General features: G+C 71.7%; 17 protein-coding genes. All 17 read right to left on the reverse strand.

All coding sequences use genetic code 11. From position 1 onward, the window contains the following. Positions 1-85: 85 nt before the first annotated feature. Complete coding sequence (paaE, locus tag ABIE67_RS07050) at positions 86-1,201, reverse strand: 1,2-phenylacetyl-CoA epoxidase subunit PaaE (RefSeq protein WP_370255083.1); 1,116 nt, start codon at positions 1,199-1,201, stop codon at positions 86-88. After that, complete coding sequence (gene paaD / locus ABIE67_RS07055; RefSeq protein WP_370255085.1) at positions 1,202-1,714, reverse strand: 1,2-phenylacetyl-CoA epoxidase subunit PaaD; 513 nt, start codon at positions 1,712-1,714, stop codon at positions 1,202-1,204. Further along, a complete protein-coding gene (paaC, locus tag ABIE67_RS07060) occupies positions 1,708-2,535 on the reverse strand; it encodes a 1,2-phenylacetyl-CoA epoxidase subunit PaaC (RefSeq protein WP_370255087.1) in 828 nt (275 codons plus the stop codon). The genes paaD and paaC overlap by 7 nt, the downstream gene beginning before the upstream one ends. 10 nt (positions 2,536-2,545) lie before the next feature. Further along, a complete protein-coding gene (gene paaB / locus ABIE67_RS07065; RefSeq protein ID WP_370268294.1) occupies positions 2,546-2,863 on the reverse strand; it encodes a 1,2-phenylacetyl-CoA epoxidase subunit PaaB in 318 nt (105 codons plus the stop codon). Positions 2,864-2,883: 20 nt separating this feature from the next. Further along, positions 2,884-3,831, reverse strand: coding sequence for a 1,2-phenylacetyl-CoA epoxidase subunit PaaA (gene paaA, locus ABIE67_RS07070; RefSeq protein ID WP_370255089.1), 948 nt, complete (start codon positions 3,829-3,831; stop codon positions 2,884-2,886). 153 nt (positions 3,832-3,984) lie between these two features. Next, positions 3,985-4,881, reverse strand: coding sequence for a peptidoglycan-binding protein (locus ABIE67_RS07075; RefSeq protein ID WP_370255091.1), 897 nt, complete (start codon positions 4,879-4,881; stop codon positions 3,985-3,987). Next, positions 4,881-6,434: a DUF6519 domain-containing protein gene (locus tag ABIE67_RS07080; protein ID WP_370255093.1), complete on the reverse strand. Its 1,554-nt coding sequence runs from the start codon at positions 6,432-6,434 to the stop codon at positions 4,881-4,883. The genes ABIE67_RS07075 and ABIE67_RS07080 overlap by 1 nt, the downstream gene beginning before the upstream one ends. A 56-nt stretch (positions 6,435-6,490) precedes the next feature. Beyond that, a complete protein-coding gene (locus ABIE67_RS07085; RefSeq protein WP_370255095.1) occupies positions 6,491-8,677 on the reverse strand; it encodes a hypothetical protein in 2,187 nt (728 codons plus the stop codon). After that, entirely contained in the window at positions 8,677-12,498 is a 3,822-nt protein-coding gene (locus ABIE67_RS07090; RefSeq protein WP_370255097.1) for a putative baseplate assembly protein, read from the reverse strand. Before ABIE67_RS07090 ends, ABIE67_RS07085 begins: the two co-directional genes overlap by 1 nt. Beyond that, positions 12,495-15,611, reverse strand: coding sequence for a putative baseplate assembly protein (locus tag ABIE67_RS07095; protein WP_370255099.1), 3,117 nt, complete (start codon positions 15,609-15,611; stop codon positions 12,495-12,497). The genes ABIE67_RS07090 and ABIE67_RS07095 overlap by 4 nt, the downstream gene beginning before the upstream one ends. Continuing rightward, positions 15,608-16,003, reverse strand: coding sequence for a GPW/gp25 family protein (locus ABIE67_RS07100; RefSeq protein ID WP_370255101.1), 396 nt, complete (start codon positions 16,001-16,003; stop codon positions 15,608-15,610). The genes ABIE67_RS07095 and ABIE67_RS07100 overlap by 4 nt, the downstream gene beginning before the upstream one ends. Beyond that, the gene (locus ABIE67_RS07105) at positions 16,000-16,335 is read right to left on the reverse strand and encodes a hypothetical protein (protein WP_370255104.1); all 336 of its coding nucleotides are present in this window, start codon (positions 16,333-16,335) and stop codon (positions 16,000-16,002) included. Before ABIE67_RS07105 ends, ABIE67_RS07100 begins: the two co-directional genes overlap by 4 nt. Before the next feature lie 22 nt (positions 16,336-16,357). Next, positions 16,358-16,894: a phage baseplate assembly protein V gene (locus ABIE67_RS07110; RefSeq protein WP_370255110.1), complete on the reverse strand. Its 537-nt coding sequence runs from the start codon at positions 16,892-16,894 to the stop codon at positions 16,358-16,360. Positions 16,895-16,938: 44 nt separating this feature from the next. Further along, complete coding sequence (locus ABIE67_RS07115; protein WP_370255113.1) at positions 16,939-18,078, reverse strand: hypothetical protein; 1,140 nt, start codon at positions 18,076-18,078, stop codon at positions 16,939-16,941. Next, positions 18,071-18,454 (reverse strand): hypothetical protein, encoded by a 384-nt coding sequence (locus tag ABIE67_RS07120; RefSeq protein ID WP_370255117.1) that lies wholly within the window; start codon positions 18,452-18,454, stop codon positions 18,071-18,073. Before ABIE67_RS07120 ends, ABIE67_RS07115 begins: the two co-directional genes overlap by 8 nt. Before the next feature lie 11 nt (positions 18,455-18,465). Then, positions 18,466-19,182 (reverse strand): hypothetical protein, encoded by a 717-nt coding sequence (locus ABIE67_RS07125; RefSeq protein WP_370255119.1) that lies wholly within the window; start codon positions 19,180-19,182, stop codon positions 18,466-18,468. Beyond that, on the reverse strand, positions 19,179-19,778 hold the full coding sequence (locus ABIE67_RS07130; protein ID WP_370255121.1) for a hypothetical protein: 600 nt from the start codon (positions 19,776-19,778) through the stop codon (positions 19,179-19,181). The genes ABIE67_RS07125 and ABIE67_RS07130 overlap by 4 nt, the downstream gene beginning before the upstream one ends. Positions 19,779-19,782 lie beyond the last annotated feature (4 nt).

The raw sequence follows: 19,782 nt of genomic DNA on the forward strand, positions 1-19,782 counted from the left end.
TTCTCAAACCTCCTTGAATCTAGTCCTTTCGCTTTCCTCGCCACCCCACTCTTCCAGCGGGCTCAGCTCTCGCGGCCGGCCGATCTCAGCTGTCGTAGTCCACCGTCAGGGTCTCGGACACCGGGTACGACTGGCAGGTCAGCACGTAGCCCGCGGCCACCTCGGCCGGTTCCAGGGCGAAGTTGCGGCGCATGTCCGCCTTGCCGTCGGTGACCAGGGCACGGCAGGTGCCGCAGACTCCGCCCTTGCAGGCGAACGGCAGGTCGGGGCGGGTCCGTTGGGCACCGTCGAGGATGCTTCGCTCCCGTGGCAGGGCCGCGTCGGTGGAACGGCCGTCGAGGGTGATGGTGACCTGACTGACGGGCCCTTGCGGTCCGGCTTCCTCGTGGTGCACCTCCCGTACGGGCTCGTCGTCGGCGAAGAACAGCTCCTGGTGCACCCGTTCCACCGGAACCCCGAGTCCCTCCAGCACCCGTTGCGCGTCGCGGACCATGCCGTGCGGGCCGCACAGCCACCAGTGGTCGGCGGTCGGTACGTCGACGAGCGCATCGACGAGGGTCGTGAGCCGGTCGGAGTCGATACGGCCGGAGAGCACCTCGGCCTCGCGGGGTTCCCGGGAGAGCACGTGGGCGAGCTGGAACCGGGCCGGGTAGAGGTCCTTCAGGTCCGCGAGCTCGTCGGCGAACATCACGGTGTCGGTACGGCGGTTGCCGTAGAAGAGGGTGACCGTCGAGCGGGAGTCGGCGGCCAGGACGGACTCGGCGATGGACATCATGGGTGTGATGCCGGAGCCCGCCGCGATCAGCACATGGTGGCCGACGGAGGTGAGGTCGGGGGTGAAGGCCCCGGTGGGGGCCATCACCTCGACGGTGTCGCCGGGGTGTACGTCGTTCACGAGCCACGACGAGAACAGGCCCCCGGGCACGACCCGCACCCCGATCCGCGGACTCGACCCGACCGGCGAACAGATCGAGTACGACCGGCGCTCGTCCCGCCCGTCGATCTCACGCCGCAACGTCAGCGACTGACCGGGCTCGAAGGCGAACTCCCCGGCCAGCTCCTCCGGGATGTCGAAGCCGACGGCGACCGCGTCCGCGCACAGGGGCGTCACGGCGGCGACGCGCAGGGGGTGGAAGGCCGGACGGCGGCGGGTGCGCGGGCGTACCGACGCAGCCGTCTGTGCTTCCTTCAGGCCTTCCATTCAGATCTCCTTGACGTACTCGAACGGCTCGCGGCAGGCGCGGCAGCGCCACAGGGCCTTGCAGGACGTGGCGGCGAAGCGGGAGGTCTCCTCGGTGTTCGCCGAGCCGCAGCGCGGGCAGGTCACCGCGTGCCGGGTGGGTGACAGGACGAGCGGGACGGGGCCGCCGTTCCGCGGGGCGGGGCCCGGTGGGGCGATGCCGTGCTCGGCGAGCTTGCGGCGGCCGGCCGGGGTGATCCAGTCGCTGGTCCACGGTGGGTCGAGGACCGTGCGGATCTCCACGCGTGTGTACCCGGCGTCCCGCAGCCGTGCCGCCACGTCCGCCCGCATCTCCGCCATCGCCGGGCAGCCCGAGTAGGTCGGGGTCAGGCTCGCGACCACCGTGCCGTCCCCGGTCAGCTCGACGTGCCGCAGGACGCCCAGGTCGGCGAGGGTGAGCATGGGCAGCTCGGGGTCCGGCACCTGCTCGGCGACGGACCGGGCGCGCCTCGCGTCCAGCAGCGTGATCACCATGTCGCCTCCGGGTGGGCCCGGGCCACGCCCTGCAACTCGGCCAGCAGCGGGGCGAGATGCTCGGTGTGCTCGCCGTCGCGGCCGGATCCGGGCAGCGGACGGTACACGGGCATGGGCAGTCCGGACGCCCCGGTCACCTGGCGCAGGACGGCGACAACCTCGTCCCGTACGTCGTAGGCCGTGAACAACTCGCCCACATAGGGCGCCACTTGCTCCAGGGCCTTGCGCGTCCGGCGGTGCGACTCGTCCGTGCCGTCGCCCAGGCGCACCGTCCACTCCGCCGCGTACTGCCGGTGGTAGGCCAGCTCCTTGACGCCCTTCGCGGCGATCGCCGCCAGCACGGGGTCCGGGTGGGACGCCAGTCGCTCGAAGTGGGCGAGGCGCCAGCTGGAGAGCAGCAGGAGCCGCACGATCGAGAACGCGAAGTCGCCGTTGGGTACTTCGGCCAGGCGTACGTTGCGGAAGTCGCCGGCGTCGCGGAAGTAGGCGTAGGCGTCCTCGTCGCGTCCGGTGCCGTCGGCCTGGCCGGCGCGGGAGTAGAGCAGGCGGGCCTGGCCGAGGAGGTCGAGGCCGATGTTGGCCAGCGCGACCTCCTCCTCCAGCTCGGGAGCCCGGGTGATCCACTCGGCCAGGCGCTGCGCCGAGACCAGGGCGTCGTCGGCCAACGCGACGCACACGGCGGCCAGTTCACCGGCGTCGATGCCCTCGGGTACCGTGGTGTCCACGCCGTGCAGGGGGTCCTCGAAGCCGGTGCCGTAGGCCCAGCGGGCGTCGTCCTCGTGTCCCTCGGCGAGGGTCAGATAGACGTGGTCGTCACTCATGCCCTCTCCTTCAGATGTGCGGGACGTCGTCGGGGATGTCGTAGAACGTCGGGTGGCGGTAGACCTTGTCGGCGCTGGGCGCGAAGAACGGGTCCTTCTCGTCGCGGGTCGAGGCGGCGATGTGCTCCGAGCGCACCACCCAGATGCTGACGCCCTCGTTGCGCCGCGTGTACAGGTCGCGCGCGTGGGTGAGCGCCATCCGGTCGTCGGCGGCGTGCAGCGAGCCCACGTGGACGTGGTTGAGGCCGCGCTTGCCGCGCACGAACACCTCGTACAGCGGCCAGTCCCGCTTCTCGGAAAGCGTCCCGGACGGCGCCCCGGACGGCATTCCGGACGGCTTCTCGGCGGTCATGCCACCGCTCCCTTCTCCGCGCGGGCGGCCTGCTTGGCCGCGTGGGCGGTGGCCGCCTCCCGCACCCAGGCGCCCTCCTCGTGGGCGCTTCTGCGCCGTTCCATCCGCTGGTCGTTGCACGGCCCGTCGCCCTTGATGACCCGCATCAGCTCGTCCCAGTCGGGGGTGCCGAAGTCGTGGTGACCGCGCTCGGCGTTCCAGCGCAGCTCCGGGTCGGGCAAGGTCACGCCCAGCTTTTCGGCCTGTGGGACGGTCATGTCCACGAAGCGCCGGCGCAGCTCGTCGTTGCTGTGCCGCTTGATCTTCCAGGCCATCGACTGCGCGGAGTTGGGCGAGGCGTCGTCGGGCGGGCCGAACATCATCAGCGACGGCCACCACCAGCGGTTCACGGCGTCCTGCACCATCTCCCGCTGGGCCTCGGTGCCGCGCATCATCGTCATCAGCAGCTCATAGCCCTGCCGCTGGTGGAACGACTCCTCCTTGCAGATCCGCACCATCGCGCGCGCGTACGGCCCGTAGGAACTGCGGCACAGCGGCACCTGGTTGCAGATCGCCGCGCCGTCCACGAACCAGCCGATCACACCGACGTCGGCGAAGCTCATGGTCGGGTAGTTGAAGATCGACGAGTACTTCTGGCGGCCCTCGATGAGCCGGTCCGTCAGCTCCGCGCGGTCCGTACCCAGGGTCTCCGCCGCCGAGTACAGATACAGCCCGTGCCCGGCCTCGTCCTGCACCTTCGCGAAGAGGATCGCCTTGCGCCGCAGGGAGGGCGCCTTCGTGATCCACTCCCCCTCCGGCTGCATGCCGATGATCTCCGAGTGGGCGTGCTGCGCGATCTGGCGGATCAGCGTCCTGCGGTAACCGTCCGGCATCCAGTCCCGCGGCTCGATCCGCTGGTCGCGCGAGATCGTCGCGTCGAAGTGCTCCTGCAGCTGTTCCGTCATCGATACCAGCTTCCGACTTCCGGCTTCCCAACCGACCATTCGTTCGGTACCAGTGTGACTTGTTTTCGGATGCCGAGCAAGACCCATCACGCAAAATCAGAGCCGCCCTGGATACCCAGTAGGGGTATCCAGGGCGGCTCCGGGGTGGACCGTTCACTTCCCCCCGTCGGGCACCTTCAGCTGATCCCAGCTGACCTTGCCGGGGATGCCGTCCGCGTCCTTGCCCTTGAAGTGGAGCTTCTGCTGCCAGGCGGCGTAGGAGCGGCGGTCGGCCTCGGTCCACTCCGGGCTCGGGCCCTCCTCGTAGCGGCCGCACCCCTCGGCGACCAGGCGGTGGCCCATGGCCGTGATGATCGGGGACTTCTGCCCGATGTGGAAGAAGCCGCTGCCCGGGAACGGCACGTACTTCGGCTTGGGCACCGGCTTGGGGTCGGGGGTGGGATCGCCGCCACCGCCGCCGCCCTTCAGCCGCTGCGCTATGCGTCCCCGCATCCCGTCCATCGTGAAGCCGCGCGGGTCGGTCTTGCCCGGCTGCCACTCCTTGTGGCCGATGACCGAGCGCTCGCTCCAGCCGTGGTGCCGGCAGATCGCGGCCGAGACCTTCTCGATGGCCTCCTTCTGTGCCTCGGGCCAGGGGTCCTTGCCGTCGCCGAGGTTGACGCACTCGAAGCCGTAGAAGCGGGCGTTGCCGTCGGTGTCGGCCTCGTTGTCGTGCGGGAGCTTCGACTCGTTGATCACGGCGCGCAGGACGTCGCTGTCGCCGAGCCCGGCGTGGTTGGCACGGCCGTTGCCGACGAGGTGGATCTCGCCCTTCTTGTCTATGACGCCGTGGCAGAGCGGGCCGGGCAGGCCGGAGTAGCCGTTGTAGCAGATGTTCACGGAGGCCTCCGTGCCCTTGGTGACGGTGTGGTGGATCATCACACCGTTCACCGGGCCCCAGGCGCCCTTGCTGTTGCGGTTGTGGGTGCGCCAACTGCGCACCTCGTGGACCGTCAGGCCCTCCGCGCGGAGGATCTCCACCATCTTGGATGCGCTCAGGGGCTTGGCCATCACTTGTCTCCTTCCGCCGCCGCCTCCGCCTCCGCGGTGGTCTGCGACCTCCCGCCGGACGGGTCCTCCGCCAGCTGCTCCTCGCGGCGTGCCTGCTCCTCCGCCGCGAGCGTCGCCTCGTCGGCGGCCGGGATGCTGCTGGCCAGCGGGTTGAAGGCGAGGCGCAGGTCGACGGTGCCGCCCTCGCCCTTGACCAGGGCCAGTGGCGCGAAGCCGCGGACGATGCCGGAGGGGCCCTGGAGCAGCGGGCGGCGGGCGGCGTCCGCGGGCCACTCGACGCGGCCGGTCGCGGTGCGGGCGGGGATGATCCAGTGGTCCCCCGTGCGGTACGTGGCGCCCTTGGCGAAGTACACCTCGACGCCGTCCTCCAGCGGCAGCCACTCCCCCTCCGCGACGGGGACCGCGCCGCCCTTCAGAGCGGTCGTACGGCCCTTGCGCTTCGGTCCGCCGTGGTGGTCCCAGCGCCGCAGGAACGGGTTGAGGTGGGGCAGCCGTCCGACGGACTGGTCGGGCTCGGCGCTGAGGCGGACGCGGCGGCCCGGCAGGTCCAGCTCCTCGACCCGGAGCAGGGGCAGGGGTTCGAGGCGGGAGGCGTACGCGGTGTCGGTGAGCTCCACGTGGTCGCCGACGTCCAGGTCCAGCTTGTCGTCGTGGCCGAGGGACGCCAACTGCACCCAGGTGCCGTCGAGTTCGTCGACCGGGAAGACCACGGAGCCGTTCTCGCGGGACCACTTGAAGGTGGCGTCCTTCGCGTCGCCCCCCGCGTGCACCTCGACGCGGTACAGCTGGTTCTCCGGGCCGCGGTAGCGGGCGTCGGGCTTGACCAGGCAGGGGTCCTCGTCGGCGTGGTCGGGCCGCTCGCTGCGGGCGGCGAGGCGCGCGGTGGGCGCGGCCTGCTTCCGCGCCCACTTGTCGAAGGCGGCGCGGACGACCTCCTTGGACGGGTCGGTCTCCTCGATGTCCAGCGCGGCCAGCGACAGGGGCAGCACCTGCCAGACGACCTTCACGCGGGCGGCGGTGTCGGGCATCGCGGCGCCGAGGGCGACCTCGCGCAGCGCCGGGTCCTCCGCGGCGGTGACCGCGCGCTCCCACACGTTCAGGTAGACCACGAATGGCGAGGTGGCGGGCGACGGCAGCCGGTCGCCCGGCTTCTCCGGGTCGCGAAAGCCGTCGGGCTGGTCCCAGTAGGTCCAGTACGCGGGCGGGGCGGCGGCGTCCTGCTCCTGCTCGGCCGCGTCGTCGTCCGGGACGGGCACGCCGGGCGCCGGGCGGGTCGCGTCGACGAGGATGCCGTCGACGTAGTAGCGGCCGCCGTGGATGTGCAGCGTGTCGATGTCGTGCTTGCCGCCCACGTAGTCGACCTTGAAGCCCGCGGCGTCGCGCGGCCCGCCGTGCCGGCCGATCAGGTCGGCGGCCAGCGTGCGGGCCTGGTGGAGCTGGATCGCGGTCTGCTCGTTGATGTCGGCGTCGAGCTGGACGCGTCCCTGCTGGGCGACGACCGCCGAGTAGTGCCGCTCCGGGCGGAACGTCAGGCGGGAGAGGTCAGCGTGCATGAAGGGGGTCCCCCTGGTTCAGGAAAGTGCGGGTTCGCAAAGTCGGTGGGTGCCGCTCACGTCACGTAGAAGATCCCGGCGTCCGTGCCCGCCGGGGTGTACTCCGCGAGGCGAGCCCGGAGGCCGTCCTCGCGCTGCGGCCGGTACAGGTCGTGGAAGGCGCCCAGCTCGGCGCCGTCGTCCGAGCCGCGCCGGATCTCCTCGGCGCACCGGTCGGCGAGCAGCCCGTACCAAGGCGTCCCGTAGCGTTCGGAGGTGAACAACGGCCGTACACGACCCGCCTGTTCGGGCCCGGCCAGGTCCGGCCGGCAGCGGTACCGGCGCGGGGTGCGCGACCCGGCCGGAACGTAGGAGTACCGCAGGCAGCCGATGCCGCGCCGGGCCACATGGAGCCGGCCGGTGAAGACGGAGTTCTCGGCGATCTTCACGGCGTGCGTGTGGATCTCGCCGATCACGGTGGTGCGGTGCAGACGCAGTACGGCGTGCGCGTGCCGGCAGTCCGGTGCGGACAGGGCCTCGCGGTCGCTGCCCGTCGCGTCGAGGATGCTGTCGCGCAGGTGGATGTCGAGGGGGTCCTCGCTCACCTCGTCGCCGATGACCTCGATGGTGCCGAGGATGCTGTGCTCGATCTGGAGGCACGCGGTGGTGCGCTCCAGCACGATGCTGGGCTCCTCGGGCGAGTGCGGATCGCACTCGGGCTCCAGCGACCAGCCGGGGACGAGCGTGGAGTGCCGTACGACGACCGCGCCCATCGGGCCGGTGACGTTGATGCCGCGGCCGGCGACCAGCAGCCCGTCGAGGACGAGGCGCGGACGCTCGTGCGGGGTGCAGTCCTCGGACACCGCACGGATGTTGAGGGCGTCGGGGCGGTTGCTGTACCAGTCGAGCAGGCGGATCACCGGCCGGGTGCCCTCGGCCGCCCGCACTTCGAGGCGGTCGCCGGGGTCGAGGTCGAAGTCCAGCTGCTCCTGGTAGGCGCCGCTGTGCGTGATCTCGATGATGCCGACGGAGCCGGTCCGCTCGGCGCGGCGGTCATGCTGCCAGGCCCGGTAGGCGTCCATGATCTGGCGGTACGGCTGTCCGGGCCCGACGCGGTAGACCTCGGCGTCGGGACGCGGTGCGCGGTCCTGGCGGTCGTACTCGCCGCCGCCCATGTCGGCGGCGGACGCGTAGTGGTAGTCCACCCACACGCCCTGCCGGGGCGCCGACCGCGACCCGAACGCGATCCGTCCGAGTTCCGGGTCGACGGCGACCTGGCCGCGCTTGGGCCGGTAACGCCAGTCCGACAGGTCGGCGACCACGATGTCCGACGGCGGTACGGGCTGGTCCTCGCCGTCGCGCCGGATGACGAGGCTCTTGCCGGGGCCGTAGTAGTCGGCGAGCCGGTCGTGCAGTTGGCGGCGGGTGACGAACGCCGGGACGTTGTCGATCGTCGCGATGTGCGTGGGCGACGGCTCCGGGAACGGCTTGGTGACCAGGGGGCTGTCGTTGCCGAGGACCGAGAAGGTGTAGAGGTTGCGGGCGCGGTCGATGCAGTACGCCGGGGACCGCGTGAGCGAGTGCGCCTTCAGCCGCCAGACGAACAGCGCGACCCCGGCTGGAGTCCAACCACCCTGCTGGTGCCGGGAGTTGGCGCTGCGGACGTCCACCGTGCGGGCCGTGGAGCCGAAGGGGCCGCCCGCGAGGTCGAGGGCGGAGTCGTCGCGCAGGTCGACGAGACGGCCGCGCTCGCCGCGGTGGACGCCCGTGTCGCCGTACAGCTTCACGGGCTGGGTGTGGGAGACCTGCCGGGACAGCTCGACGGCGCGGGCGGGCCAGCCGGTGACCTGGTCGGAGAGTTCCTCCAGGAGGTGGAGGGTGCCCTTGCGGCGGCGGTTGGCGACGGTGGCGGCGACGTCGGCGCGCGGGGCGACGGCCTCGGAGAGGGCGGCGCGGCCACCCTCGTGCAGGCCGGTCGTGAGGACGCGCTCGTAGCCGGGCAGGGTGCGGTAGCCGACCAGGTCGCCGAGGTACGGCAGCACCCAGGGCGCGGCCGTCTCCACGAACAGGTCCTCATAGCCCTGCTGGACGCCGTCACGCACCCGGTCGAGCTGCTCGGCGATCACCGCGAGCAGCGCGCGCAGGGGCTCGCCCTCCTCGGCGTCGCGCAGCAGGTGCCAGCGGGGCAGCAGGGCGGCGAGTCCGTCGGGTTCCCTGGACGTGCTCGCCGGGGCCGTCGTCTCCAACTGGGCGTCCGAGGACATCACTTGACCTCCGTCAGAATCAGGGTGTCCGCGGCCCTCGGCGACAGCAGCGCGAGCTGGGCCGGGCGGATACCGCGGAAGACGAACACCGAGCGGCCCTTGGCGAGGCGCCGCGTGTCGGTGATGTCGGGGTTGAGGCGCAGGAGTTCGGCGAGTGGGACGCCGTACTTCGCGCAGATCCCCGACAGTGTCTCGCCGTTCGCGGCGCGCACCGTGTGGGTCTTCTCGTCGTACGTCGCCTCGCGCGCGGGCACCGACGCCTTCGGCGGGCCGGGGTCGGTGAGGATCCCGGTGAGTTCCTCGGGCGTGGCGGACGCGGGGACGCCGGTGAAGACGTCGACGTCCACATAGTCGACGCCGGGCACGGAGTGGGCCGTGGCAAGGACGTCCGAGAGGCGGGCGGGCCGCCCCAACTCCCGTCCCTCGTAGCCGAGTCGGCGCAGGAGTGCCTGACGCAGCCGGGGTTCGACGATCTCCCAGGCATGGTCCCTGGCCACCTTCACCCTGGCCGCGACGAGCAGCAGGACCAGCTCGCGGACGTCCACCCGGACCGTGAGGTCGAGGTCCCCGTACTCGGTCAGCGCCCCGCGCAGGGCCCTGAGGGTGTCCGAGTCTCCGTCGATCGGCACGTCGTCCGTGCCCGCGACCGTCACATGGAGCACGCGTCGCCGCCCGTCGAAGAGTTCGCGCGCGGCGGCCCGCCCGATGCCGGCGCGGGAGCGGGCGAAGTCCTCGTAGTCGGACGCGGAGACCAGACGGTCCAGCGCCGACACGGCGAGCGGGATCGTACGGCGGGTCAGTCCGGGGCCGTCCGCGTCCGCACCGCCCTTCGCCGGGCGCGGGTTGGTCACCTGGGTGACGCCGAGCGGCCGGGTGAGGGGCTGGGTGACGCGGTCGGCGGCGACGTTGGCGGCCTCGCCGGTGCCGAAGCGGTAGCGGGCGCGGACGTTCTCGTGGCCGGAGGGCAGCCGGGCGCCGTTGACGCCGTCGCCGAAGGTCACCGTCGTCCGGCCGTCGGCGGTGGAGCCGGTGATGTACACGCGCTCGCCCGGGCCGCGCCCGGCGAGGCTGTCGACCTCGTGCCACAGGACCCCGTCGACCCGGAGCTCCAGCACCGGTGTGGCGCCGAGGGGGTTGTCGTCGGCCAGCCAGGTGAGTGGGGACTGCCAGAGCGCGAACGTCTGGTTCACGCGGTCCGAGTCACCGCTGCCGACGGCCTCCTCGCGGCTCTCGCCGTGGCTGGCCTCGACCACGTTGCCCAGGATCCTGACCGTCTCGCGGCGGTAGCGGTGGGCGAGGTCGGCGGTCAGGGTGAGCCGGGTGTGGACGTGGTCGCCGGGCAGTCGGGGGTCGACGGCCGGGTCGGCGGCGGCGAGGGTGACGACCTCGGTCGCCGGTACGCCGGCCGTACCGGGGATGTCGCTGCGCTCGCCGGTGACGACGAGGGTGCGGCCGGGACGCAACCCGTCGTACAGCTCGGCGAGTTCGATCTCGTTGCCGTGGACGTCCTCGCCGAGCGGTTCGTCAGCGAGGCGGAGGGGTTCGCCGGCCGCGTGGACGGTGGTGTCGCGGATGTGTGAGAGCAGGACGTCGAACTCGTCCAACCACGGCTCGGCCAGGGTGAGTTCGGTGCCGCGCCCACTGATGCCGTAGTTGGTGTACGCCGCCGTACGCGCCGCCACGACCTGGGTGGTGACGAACGCGAGCCCGGCGTCGCCGGGCACACCGTCCGGGGCTCCCTTGGCGGGGCGCTGGATCGCGACCCAGCTGCCGACCGTGATGCCGGTGTGGACCGTGTCCAGCTGGAGGAGGCGACGGTTCAGCGGCTCGGGCTTGCTGGCGATGACGACCTCGACGTTGGGCTCGGTGGTGCCCACCGTGTACTTGAGGCTCACCTCGTACTCGCCGTGCGTGAACTGCTCGCTGGTGTTCGGCCGCAGGGCGATCTGCTCGGATGTGCCGTTGTGGACGCCGACATGGACCAGGCCCTCGTCGTCCGGCCGGGACACGAAGAGCGTGCGCTCGGGCAGACCCGAGAGGAGGCGGGCCGTGACGCCCGGCTCCTGGGAGTCGGAGGGACGGCGGTTGAGCCAGTTCAGGTCGCGGTCCTGGCCGGAGCGCACCGACAGCTCGACCTGCCCCGTGCCGAGCGGGAAGGTCAGCGGCTGGAGGACGGGCAGGTTCTCCGCGCGCTGGTCGGAGCTGCTGCCCTCGACGTACTGGAACTCGGCCCGGACCGGCGTCCTGCCCGTCGTGTCATACACGACCCGCATGCTCGCCAGCACGGCACCGGTGAGCGGCCAGTCGGCGGTCCGGATGACCCGGCCACGGTCGTCCTGGACCGGCTTGAGCGGGGCCGTGGCGCCGAAGGGGGCGGCGGTGACGCGCATGGCGAGCAGTTCGCGCAGGAGTTGGGGGGTGCCGGGGGCGGCGGCATTCCGCCAGGCGGGGTAGAGGGTGCCGAGGGAGGGATTGAGGGCGGAGAGCAGACGGGCGGTGTCGCTGCCGGGGCGCGGATGCCCGGTGCCACCGCCATGCGGGGCAGGGGTTGAGGCGCGCAGGGCGGGTAGGACATCGCCCAGTGCCTGTAGAGCAACGGTGCGCGCATCGCCCCCCAGGGGCGCGGGGAACTGCGCGACCAGCCCCAACGGCGCAGCAGACGACCGACTGCCCGGCTCATCCGTCCGCGCTGGAGCCAATCCCAACGCACGCTCGGACAGTTCCGCCAGCACCGCTTCCAACTGCTCGAACCAGCCGGCCACGTCCTCATACGGCTCGGCCAACACCTGAGCCTCGCCAAGCCGGGCGACCGGCTCCGCAAGACGAGCCGCGAGCCGCTCAGGACTCTTGATGCCGTCCAGGTCATCCCGCAGGGGCGCGAGCACCTGGTCCTCGAAGTCCTCGATCAGTCGACTGACCGCCCGAGGGTTCGGCACCTCCGGCGTAGGCGGCTCATCCCCCGGCTCGCCCGGAGCGGTCGGCGCGGCAGTCCAGCGCCGCACCTCGTCGACCAGCTCCTTCAACGTCGGCGGCGCAGACTTCGGCAACGAGATCGCCGTGATCTCGTCCTCCCGGTCGACGCGCGCCTTGGCGACCGGGAGCAACTTCCGCTCACCGCCCGCCTGTTCACCGAAGACGAAGAGCAACTGATCGCCGGTCTGCAGCGAGTTCGCCGTGCCCTCGACGAACAGCTCCGAGCGGCGCTCCAGGTCCGCGGGGGTGACAAGGGAGGGCCGCCGGCGGCGTACCTTCAGCTCGTTCCAGTCCCAGCGGGCCGTGAGGTCACGGCTGGTCTCGAAGGTCAGGGACTGCTCGTCGGCGGAAGCCGGCACGCTGTGGCTCCGGGCACCGCGTGGAATGGTGACCGGCAGAGCCTCCGCGCGCGGGTCGCGCTCCAGCGTGTACGCCAGGTGCGTGGCGGCGGCGACGCCGGGGCGCGGACGGTGGCCGACGAGGCGGCCGAGCAGGACCAGGGAGCGGTGCTCGTTCGCCGTACGGATGTAGGCCTCGTCGGCGGTGCGCTCGGAGTGGAAGGTGAGCAGGTCACCGAGGACGGCGGTGGCGTCGAGGAGGCCGATCGCCGGGTCGTCCGGGGTGCGCACGGTCAGGCCGCCCAGCGCCGGGTAGGCCGGTGAGGCCAGGCGGTCGAGGAGGGCGGCCAGGAAGGAGCCGTACTCGCCGACGCGGTAGTCGAGGGCCGTTCGGCCGGGCGGGTTGTGCACGGGGGCCGGGGCGAGGCGCTCGTCGTGGCCGCCGCGGCAGGCGCCGCCGCAGGTGCACTCGTCGGTGATCGTGCCCTCGGCCATCATGTTCTCGCTCATCGGGCACCTCCCAGGGAAATCGCCAGCCGGCCGTTCTCCGGCCGGTCCGGGTCGTTGTCGCAGGTGGCGATCTCCAGCGGGCCGAGCCGCAGCACGCCGTCCTCCTTCTCTCCTCGGTCCGGCTCGAACAGCCTCCGCAGCCGGGTGACCTGGACGCTCTCCACGCCGGGCACGGCTGCGGCGGCGGCGACCAGACGGCTGAGCCGCACCGGTTCGCCGAACGTCAGCGCGTCCGGGTGGAAGAAGCCGAGGCGTCCGTCGGCGAGGCGGCCGCCTCCCAGGACGCGGTACAGCTCGGCCAGGATCTGCCCGTGCTGGTGGCCCGGCTTGGCGCACACGCCCAGCGCGATGTCCAGCGGGACGACACGCGCCGCGCCGACCACGAGGTCGTGGCCGATGCGCCGGTACGACTCCAGCGACTGGGCGACCGAGGCCAGCAGCTCGGCCGACGGGGTGCCGGTGCCGTACGCGTCGACGGCGATGTGCGCCTCCTGGACGCTTCCGGTCCAGCGCAGCTCAGCCGCCGCCCGCTGGACGCCGGGCAGGGCGGTGGCGAGGGCCGCGTAGTCCTCGGCGGTGACCGCGCGCAGCCGGGTGCGGCGCAGGTCGAGCGGGGCCAACTGGCGGACCTGCTCGACGGGTTCGGGGGCTGTGCCGCCGACGGCCGGGAGCGGGTTGCGTACCGCTGCGGCGGGCGGGGGCTCGCAGTCGGACTGGACGACCAGGTGGTTGATGGCCTCCGCGCCGACGTTGCCGGCCGTGCCGCCGCCGAGGCGGTAGTGCAGCGCGAGCCGGGATCCGGGGGTCGGCTTCGCGCCGTGCCGTCCGTCGCCGAAGCGCAGGGCGAGACGGCCGTCGTCCTCCAGTTCGCCGACGAAGTGGCGGTCGCGGGGGCCGCTGTCGAGCAGGTCGCGGCGCGGCTCCCACACCGGGGTCTCGTCCTCGTCGACGCGTACGGCGGGCAGGGCGTGCCGCGGGTCCTGGGCCAGCGCGTCGGTCGCCGAGCCGCGCAGCACCGTTTCGTCGGGGTGGAGTCCGGTCGCGTAGGCGGGGCCCCAGCTGTGCGCGATCTCCCAGGCGATGTGCCCGTCGAGCACGGTGCCCGCGCGGGCGCGTGCCGTGAGGACCTCGACGCGGCGCAGTTTGGCGTCGAGCAACTGGTCGTTGCGGTGCAGGAGTTCGCGCAGGGCGCGGACGGGATGGCGGTGGAGTTCGATGTGCTCCAGGATCTTCAGTCCGTAGATCACGGTGAGTTCGTCGATCTCCTGCTCGGAGAGTCCGTCCCGGTCCCGGGCACTGCGCCACAGTTCGACGAGCCGCTGTCGCACCCGTCCCGGGATCGCCGCGATGCGCTCGGCCTGCCCGGCGGCGACGGTGGCCGGCTCGGGGAACGGCACCGTCTGCGCCACGGGCGCGCGACCGAGGACGGGGCGGAAGCGGGGCTGGATCCCCGGGTAGACGGACTGGGCGAGCAGGGTGCGCAGGGCGGCGGCCTGGGCGTACGCCGTGCCGGGCACGACGCGTTCGTGACGTTGCCCGGCGCGTTCCAGGCCGAGTCCGGCGCGGTTGGTGGCCGACTCGCCGACGACTTCGAAGAGCTCGCGGATGTCGTCGGGGGTGAGGGACTCGCCGGATTCCGCCCGGTCCGTGAGGGCGTTGACGAGCCGGGCGGGGGCGTTGCCCTCGTCGCGGTCGTGGCAGCCGAAGGCGGGAGGGTCGCAGGGGGCGACCTCGGCGGGGACCTGCGGGACGGTGAACGTCTCGGGGAGACCGTGCAGGGTGCGGCCGTGGTCGACGAGGACGACGTTGCCGCGGGCGAGGGTCACGTCCTCGACGGGCAGGCAGTCGCGGCCGCCGCGCGTGGTGAGGCAGAGCGGGAAGCGCAGGGCGTCCTCGGTGGCCCAGGTGACCTCCAGGACCGGCTGGTCCTCGATGCGGTCCACGGCCGGGGTGACGGAGGTCAGGCGGACTGCCTGGCGGTGGCTCGGGTCGGCGTCGCCGGGGGTGCCGGTGCGCGGGCCCTTGACCTCCTCCAGGACGAGCACGTCGCCGGGCTTCAGATCGAGCCGGCGGTCCCGGCAGGTCTCCCGGTCGACCCACGCGTCGCGCAGGGTGGCGGAGGTCGCGCCCTTCGGCAGGGTGCACACCTCGCCGCCCCAGCTCCACAGGCGGATCGCGTTGTGGGCGACGCGCAGCTCCAGCGGGTCGGCGGTGACGACCGGTTCGAAGACCTCCACCGAGCCGCGCTCGTCGAGGTCGCCGAGGTCGGCCTCGTCGATGACGGTGCCCGGTTCGGGCCGGTCGTGCGGGTCGAGGGTGCGGACGTCGACGGAGGCGAAGCGGTAGGTGCCCGGCGCGAGCGTGTGGTCACCGGCGGTCTCGACGGCGACGTACGCGCGCGCCGCACACCCGTCGTGCATCGCGTAGTCGATGAGCCGGACGTGCCGCCGCACGGAGACACGGCGGCGCGCGGTGTCGAGGTAGGCCTCGGTGGCGACGGCGTCCTGCTGGTAGCTGATCTGGTCGCCGGTGTACGCGAGCAGCTCGACGAGGGTCATGCCCAGGTCGGCGGGGTTGCGCTCGACCCAGTCGGGCGTGGTGAGCGCGAGCCGGTCCAGGAGCAGCTTGCGGATGGTGTCGTAGTCGCGGGCGGTGTAGTCGACGACGGGCGCGGCGGGGAAGCCCGGCTGCTCCGGCTCGTCTTCCTGGCAGTCGAAGGGAGTCGGGCAGTCGGGCCGGAAGGCGAAGGTGACGCTGTGGTAGCGCTGGTCGAAGCCGCGGAAGGGCTCGGTGCCGGGGCGGCCGTACGGATCGGTCTCGACGAGGGAGAGCCGGTAGCGGGAGGTGTCGCCGGCCTGGTCGAGGGTGACGTAGAGCCGGTCGTCGAGCTCGGGGTCCTCCTCGCGCTCCACGCTGACGTCCACGGCGGTGATGCCGGTGATCCGGCGGCCGCCGTCGATACGGACGTTCTCGGGGCCGAGGCCGTGCGGGGCCTTGCCGAGGAAGGTGACGGTGAGGAGCAGGCCGTCGTCACCGACCTCTACGGCGTCGACACCGTTGAGCTGGGCGGCGCGGACCTTGGCCCGGCGGAAGGTGGCGGTCGTGCCGGTCATGCCGTGGCCCTCCCTTCGAAGACGTCGTCGCGCCGGGCGCCGTCGGCGCGTATGACGTACGACAGGTACACGCGGACGACGTTGTCCTCGCTGACCACGTCGAGGGCCTCCACGTCGATGAGATCGCCGAGCCAGCGCTGCAGCGAGGCCTGCACGGAGAGTTCGAGGGTGCTGATCAGCTCGGGGCTGGTCGGGGCGAAGACCAGGTCGAGGAGTCCGCAGCCGAAGTCGGGGCGCATCACGCGCTCGCCGGGGCTGGTGAACAGCAGCTGTTCGATGAGATCGTGGACGTGTTCGCCGTGCCTGGCATGCGCGGTGCGTCCGCGGCGGTCGGCGCGGAAGGGGAAGGCGATGTCGGAACGAGGCCTGGTTCCCCGGCTGTTGGGGCTCATCGGACGGTGACCTTTCGCTGCGCGGCCTGGACGAAGGGCGGTCCCTGCGGCACGAACGCCGCGGTGAAGCACTCGGCCGCGGAGGTGTCGAGCAGCACGGGCGCGCCGTCGACGGTGATACCGGAGCCGGCGGCGGTCCAGCGGACCGTCACGCACGGCGAGGGCACGCCGTTCACGGTGTGCGGGCAGCCGGTGACCACATAGCTGTGCGCGCCTGTGGCGACGGCGGCGCCCGCGAGGCGTACGCCGCCGGAGGGTGTGGTGGCGGGCGCGACACGGCCGCCGTGCGGACAGCCGATCACGGCGCCGGCGTCGAGCAGACTCCCGGACATTCTCTTCTTCCCCCGTCTTTCTTCATCGCTTGGAGAGCACGGTCAACTGGCCCTCGTTGATGGTCACTTCGTTGCCGCGCAGCAGGACCTCGGCGCCCGCGCCGGTCGAGATGACCACGGCCTCCCTGGTGATACGGATGTACGCGCCGCCCTGGGCCTGCAGCAGGATCCCCTGCTCGACGCCGGGCGTGTCGTTCATGACGAGCTTGTGCGCCAGCGGCGTCTGCACGACGACGGGCTTGTTGGGCGAGTTGCCCTGAAGCTCTCGCCGCGCGTCGGGCGGCAGCTCCTCGGCGGCCCCGTACCAGCACCCGGTCCACACCGGGAAGCTGGGATCCCCCTGCTCGAACTCCACCCATACGCCAGCCCCCGGCGGCGGCACCACGAACTGCCCCGACTGCGGCCCGGTGAACGGCAGGCAGGGCAGCGCCCACGTCGACGGCTCGTCGCCGAGGACGTCCGGGACCTCGACGGTGATACGGCCGATGCGCAGCGGGTCGTCGTTGCTGACGACCCGGCCGCGGAACTTGCCGAGGTAGCGATTGCTGGGTGCCGCCATGGTGGGGGTGCTCCTGGTAGGTGGGTCGTGAGCTGCGTGTGTCTTTATGGCCGGACGTAGTCGCTGCGCGCTTCCAGGCCCTCCCTGGAGAGGGTGAAGTTCTGCTGGTAGGAGCCCGGACGCAGGTTGTGCGTGACGGACTTGACGAAGTAGTCGCCGTCGTACGCCCGTCCCGAGCCGCGTACGCCGACGAGCTGGCGGGGCTGGAGGATGTAGCCGTGCCGGATGACATCGAGCGAGCCGGAGCCGGAGACGACGTCGGCGGACACGGCGGCACGGGCGAGGAGTTCGGCCTCGGCCTGCTCGCGTTGGTGCTTGGCGGTGCCCGAGAGCGTCCTGCGCTTCAGGGCCGGGGTGGGCCGCTTGCCCAGGGGCGGGCGCAGCGGGCTGATGGACGGCTGTGGGAGCAGGTCCGACTGCCGGGTCTCGGGGTTCTGCCAGCGGGCCTGCGGCTCTTCGCGTGCGGTGCCGTCGTAGGCGAACGTCAGCTGGTCGACGGTGGAGTTGGCGTCCATGTTGACGTTGAGGGCGTGCTGCCGGATGCCGAGGCGGATCTCCGGTCCCCAACGAGCGCTGGACTGACCGGGGTTGGGCCCGGGCTCCAGGTAGAAGGTGTATCCGTTCGCCCGGGCCAGTTCGGTGACGTACTGGAGGTCGGTGCCGGTCTGGTAGTGCACCCGGAGGTCCTGGTGCGGGGGTTGGGCGACCTTCTCGGTGTAGACGTCGGGCCGGATGCCGTACTCGGAGTACCGGCGCAGGATGGCGAGCACGCGCTCGGAGGGCGGCAGGTTCGGGTATCTGCTGGTGCGCTCCTCCAGGTCCATGAGCAGCGTCAGGTCCTCGCCGGTGACGGTGAGGGTGGAGTGGCCGGGCTGGTTGCTGGCGCCGACCTCGTGGCGGACGACGAGCCCGTCGAAGAGGACGTCGGAGGTGCCCTTGACGGAGACGGTGACGATGAGCCGGGTCTTCGGGTCGAAGAACCCCTCGGGGAGCAGGCGTCGGCTGATGATCCCGTTCTTGGTGAGGTCGAAGGCGAGCTGGAAGCCGCTGCGCTCCCCCGCGGTGGCGGTGATCTGGGCGGACAGCAGGGCCTCGGTCACCTCGGCCGGAACGGGCCGGACGAGCTTGGGCCCCATCTGGAGCGCGATGTGAACGGGGCCCTGCCCCACGGGCAGATCAAACACGCCGGTCCCCCCTGCCACCGGGGAACCCGCCGGCCAGCGGGATGTCGATGACGCGCCCGGCCTCGTCGGTCAACTCCCTTGGATCCAGTACGGGGTTGGCGTCGGCGATCTGCCACCACTGGTCGGGATCGCCGAAGTAGCGCTGCGCGAGCAGGTCGGGGCGCTCGCCGGCGCCGACGGTGTGGGGCTGGGTGAGGTCGGGGTCCCCGGTCTGCTCGACCGGGGGCAGCAACCGGCGCTTGGTGTACCGGACTTCGGTCCCGTCGGGGCGACGGTGGATACCGATCTCGGCGTCGTGGTAGCGGCTGGTGCGGGGGTAGGGGTGGGCCCCGGGTATCGCGTCCAGGGCGTTCTCGTACGGCTCGATCTCAGCCATGGGTGTCCTCCTCAGCCCCTTCCGATCACGACGTTGGTTCCGAATCCGCCGCCGCCCGCGCCTACGCCTCCGCCGAGCCCGAGCGAGCCGAAGCTGCCGCCGCGGGCCGCCGCGGCGAGGCGTTCCTTCTGCGCGAGGTGAGCCATGTACAGATCGGCGCCCCGATGACCGGCAGGCAGATCGCTGACGGTGAGGATCTTCATGCCGATGCTGAGGGAGGCGCGGATCGGGTTGAGGTTCACGTCGAAGGCGGACTCGTTGACGGACAGCTCGGTGAGGCGCACGGGCATGACCCGCTTGCTCCCCCAGGTGAAGAGGGTGAGCGGCATCTCGATCGGACTGATCTCGATGGCCCCCTTCTGCGACAGCTTGCTCGCGGCCCGAAGCTGGGCGACGGTCGGCTGCACCAGCATTTCGAGGGTCGCGAGCTGGGGGTGGATACCGTCGGGTGCGGCGACCTCGAACTGGTCGGTCGCGTCGATCTCGGCGGTGAACTTCCAGGTCTCCTGGGCCGGCCCCTTCAGACGCAGAGCTTCGTTCCGGTCACCACTGCCCGTGCCGCCACTGCCGGAGTCGCCGCTGTCGCCGGCGGACTGGGGGGCGACGCTGCGTTCCAGGGTGTCCGGGTTGAACTGGAGGACGATGATCCGCTGAGGGGTGCCGGTGTCGGGGTTGACGACGACTATTCCGGAGCGGATGGGTTTGGGGATGTCGGCGTAGCGGGTCATCGGACACCCTCCTCCGACATTTGCAGCAGAAGGTTCCTGACAGTTCCGCTCAACTCGTCGTCCGGGGCACGGCCCAGAAGTTCCCGCAGCGGCTCGACATACTCGGGCCAGGGTTCATACGTCACGGCCCAGACCGCACTCTCCCGAACGCCGGGATTGTCGCTCCGCATGTTCTCCGTTACGCATGCGAACACGCTCTCATCGAACTGCCTGGGCGCGCCGATCCCGAGCCGATGAAGTGCGTACTGGAGGTCATCGGGATCAGTCTCGCTACGTACCGCGTCCATGAGGCCGGTCAAGGACCAGACCGAAAGCTGAGTCTCGGTGATCACCAGGGTGTTCTCCACGACCTTGGGTTCACTGGCCACAACAAAGACATAGGCAATATCGGACAGCAGATCCTCCTGGTATTGCAGGGTGAGCGCGGGACCGACACCCCAGGCAACCTGCCGGGGAATCCACTCCTCACGGTCCTCTGCCTGTTCCGACAGCCGCGGCCAGCCGAGCTGCCGCGCCAACTCGTCCACCGCCCCTTGCGCCTCCGGTCCGCTGTCGCGCAGCACCAGACGGCGACTACGGATGTATTGCTCGGTCATCGCT

Origin of the sequence: Streptomyces sp. V4I8 (genome assembly GCF_041261225.1) — a bacterium.
Classification (GTDB): Bacteria; Actinomycetota; Actinomycetes; order Streptomycetales; family Streptomycetaceae; genus Streptomyces.